This is a genomic window from Stenotrophomonas sp. 05L414_2 (assembly GCF_056397905.1).
This window is the reverse complement of the sequence record NZ_JBFTOJ010000270.1, coordinates 1-3,152: the sequence shown is the minus strand read 5'-3', so window position 1 is coordinate 3,152 and position 3,152 is coordinate 1. Positions and strand designations below refer to the sequence as shown.

3 protein-coding genes are annotated in these 3,152 nt (G+C 67.6%); 1 reads left to right on the top strand and 2 read right to left on the bottom strand.

Annotation, left to right across the window (positions count from 1 at the left end; translation table 11 throughout):
* Positions 1-177 precede the first annotated feature (177 nt).
* Both AC1DJN_RS21400 and AC1DJN_RS21395 read right to left on the bottom strand, forming a co-directional pair.
* Positions 178-723, bottom strand: coding sequence for a WG repeat-containing protein (locus tag AC1DJN_RS21400; protein ID WP_282279982.1), 546 nt, complete (start codon positions 721-723; stop codon positions 178-180).
* Positions 720-2,426 (bottom strand): alkaline phosphatase, encoded by a 1,707-nt coding sequence (locus AC1DJN_RS21395; protein ID WP_032975048.1) that lies wholly within the window; start codon positions 2,424-2,426, stop codon positions 720-722. Before AC1DJN_RS21395 ends, AC1DJN_RS21400 begins: the two co-directional genes overlap by 4 nt.
* Before the next feature lie 154 nt (positions 2,427-2,580).
* On the opposite strand from AC1DJN_RS21395, the gene AC1DJN_RS21390 reads away from it, so the two are divergent.
* On the top strand, positions 2,581-3,152 hold a 572-nt coding region (locus AC1DJN_RS21390), incomplete at its 3' end, for a dicarboxylate/amino acid:cation symporter (protein WP_478040149.1).

Below are 3,152 nucleotides of genomic sequence, written 5' to 3'. Positions count from 1 at the left end.
GTGTCGGATTGCGGGGTGTCAGCCGCATGGATGCGGCTGCCAAGCCTACAAGGACGTACTTGCGGCGTCCCCGCAATCCGACACCGCCCGGCCATCCCACGGAATGCCACTTTGGCTGTTGCTTCGGCCGTTGCCGTTGTTCGGCAGGTGCAGGGCGCCGCCCTGCCGATAAACCCCTTACTTCAGCCGGCGACCGGAACGATCGATGCGGAACCACTCGCCGCCTTCCATCAGCGTATGCCCGTCGCCATCGGGCGTGCCGCGGCGGCAGCCGTTGCAGACCTCGGCCACGCCATCCTGGAACGGCCAGGCAAAATCGAACGTGGCCGCAATCACCTGCTCGAAGGCAGCGTTGAAATAACCCACGCGATCGCCGACGCGGCCGCGGAACAGGCCTTCCTGCAGGGAGTCGGCGCCGTTGTCCCAGGCGATCACCGCCTGGCTGCGGCCGCGACGGTCGACGTAGTGGAAGCCATCGGCGGTCTGTACCAGCGCCAGGCCATCGCCGTCGTAGGGAAGATCCTGCAGGGTCTCCGCGCTGATCTGCGGCTTGTCATCGACGACCTCGCAGCCGGGCAGCATCCACAACCCGTGCTCTTCGGTCATGACCTTGCAGGCCGGGCCCTGCGCCGGCGCCCAGGGGCTGGCCAGCACGCCCAGCAGGGCCAGCCAGCGCGCACGGCGAAGGCTGCCCAGAGCAGAGCGTGCCGGCCGCGCCATCACTTGGCCTCGGCCTTGCGTTCGAAGGTCGCCGGTGCCGGCAGTTCCACCGGTACGCCCTTGTCGTCGCAGGTGCCGGCCTGGCACAGGCGATCGCGCAGGGCCGGGGTGGCCTGCACGATCATGTGGTAGATCGCGTTCTGCTCCAGGGTGCCGCGGATCGCCTTGCTGCCCGGGCCGCGTGCCCAGATGCCGACGTCCTCGCCACCATGCGATTCGGACTTCATCGGTACCAGCGCTTCCTGCATGTAGTCGGGATGCTCGGTATCGACGTCGTGCAGGTTCGGGCGGCCGTTGGCCGGCTCGAAGCTGCTGGGGTTGTGCGGGTAACGCTTCGGACCGGCCGGTTGCTGGTTGCTGGTGCCGGTATGGCCGGGGCCGTTGGCGTAGCTCAGGGTGGTGTACGGCTGGCCGTTGCCATCCAGCGCGTAGTCGAGCTTGCCGGCACCATCTTCGCCACCCTTGTCCTTCACCTTGCCCAGGATCGGATTGCCTCGGGCCGGGTAGCCGACGAAGTTCAGGGTGTGCGAATGATCGGCAGTGACGATGATCAGGGTGTCATCGGCCGAGGTCAGCTCGTTGGCCACGCGCACGGCATCGGACAGGGCCACGGTTTCGGTCAGCGCACGGTAGGCATTGCCGCTGTGGTTGGCGTGGTCGATGCGCGCGCCTTCGATCATCAGCACGTAGCCTTCCTGATGGCGCGACAGGTTCTTGATCGCCGCAGCGGTCAGCTCGGCCAGGCTCGGCTCACCGGCCGGGTCCTGCGGGCGTTCGTATTCGTAGCGCATGTGGTCGGGCTCGAACAGGCCGAGGATCGCCGGAGCGTTGGCGGCGGCCTGCAGCTGCTTGCTGTTCCAGACGTAGGCGCCCTGCGGGTGCGCCTGCTGCCATTCCTGCACCAGGCTGCGGCCGTCCAGGCGCTGGCCGACCTTGTCGTCGTACTCGGGGTCGCGCTCTTCCACGGTGGTGAACTCACCGCGACCACCGCCCAGGGCGACCAGCGGGCCGCGGCCGTAACGCGAGGTCGACAGCAACTGCTGCGCGATGTCCTTGCAACCGGCGGCCTTGGCCGCCTCGGTCAGGTCGGTGTCGTTTTCCCAGTTGCGCTCAGGCGAGTGCGCATAGGTCGCGGCCGGCGTGGCGTGGGTCAGGCGCGCAGTGGAGACCACGCCAGTGGCCAGGCCGGCGCTGTCGGCCAGCTGCAGCCAGGTCAGCAGGCCCTTGGACAGGCTGTCGGCGCAGTCGGTGCGGCTGCCGGCACTGACGCCGATCGCACCCATGTGGGTCTTCACGCCGGTGGTGATGGCGGTCATGGTGCCGGCCGAATCCGGGGTCTGCGAATCGGTGTTGTAGGTCTTGCTGAACGCGGTGGCGGGGAAGCGTTCCCACGACAGCAGGTTCTCTTCGCCCGAGCCGCCCTTCTGCTGGCCTTCGTAGATGCGCGAGGCGGCGACGGTGGTCAGGCTCATGCCGTCACCGAGGAACAGGATGACGTTTTTGGCCTTGCCAGCCATCGCGCCGTTCGCCGCTGCCTGCGCAGCGCCGCTGCGGTACCACCACTGCGGGGTTTCACCGGCCGGGTGGGCGACGGGGGCAACGGTGACCTTCAGGCCGGTCGGGGCGGACGCTGGAGCGGTGCTGGCGCAGGCGCCGAGCAGCAGGGTCGTGGCGCAGGCGGCCAACAGGGAGACGGAACGGCGCATGGACGCTGGGATCTCACAAAGTGTAACGGGACGTTCATTATGCCCGGCCTCGCAAGGCACGCCGATGACACACTGATTTGCCATGCGGGCGGTCGTTCTGCGGGCCGCCTTGGGCTATCGTGCCAGCATCCCTTCCTACCCCCTTGGATTGCCTATGAAGCTGGTCTCTGCCTGGCTGCGGATTCCATTCTGGCAGCGCGTGGTCGGTGGCTTCGTGCTCGGTGCGCTGGCCGGCTGGGCGCTTGGCCCGGCTGCTGAAACTTGGTTCGGCCCGCTCGGCGAGCTGTACGTCACGCTGATCAAGATGATCGCGGTGCCGCTGGTGTTCTTCGCGGTCATCAACGCGATCTCTTCACTGCACGGCCAGAAATCGGTCGCCGCGCTCAGCGGGCGCACGTTCCTGTGGTTCGTGATCACTGCCGCGCTGGCGGTATGCGTGGGCCTGGGCGTGGGTACCGTGCTGCAGCCCGGCGCCGGTGGACTGCAGCTGTCGATGGCCAGCAACTATGTGCCGCGCGAAGTGCCCAGCGTGGTGCAGGTGCTGCTGGATGTGGTGCCATCCAACGTGTTCTACGCGCTGTCCGGTATCGGCACCAAGGTCAACGCCGCCGGCGAGACCGTGCTGGCSGCGGGCCGTGGTTCGATCCTGCCGGTGATCTTCTTCGCTGGCCTGGTCGGCTTTGCCATCGTCAAGCTTGGCGAGAAGGTGACCGAGGCGCGCAAGCT

Coding starts and splice junctions, on each gene's coding strand:
- AC1DJN_RS21395 (WP_032975048.1), bottom strand. CDS start 2,426: ATGCGCCGTTCCGTCTCCCTGTTGGCCGCCTGCGCCACGACCCTGCTG.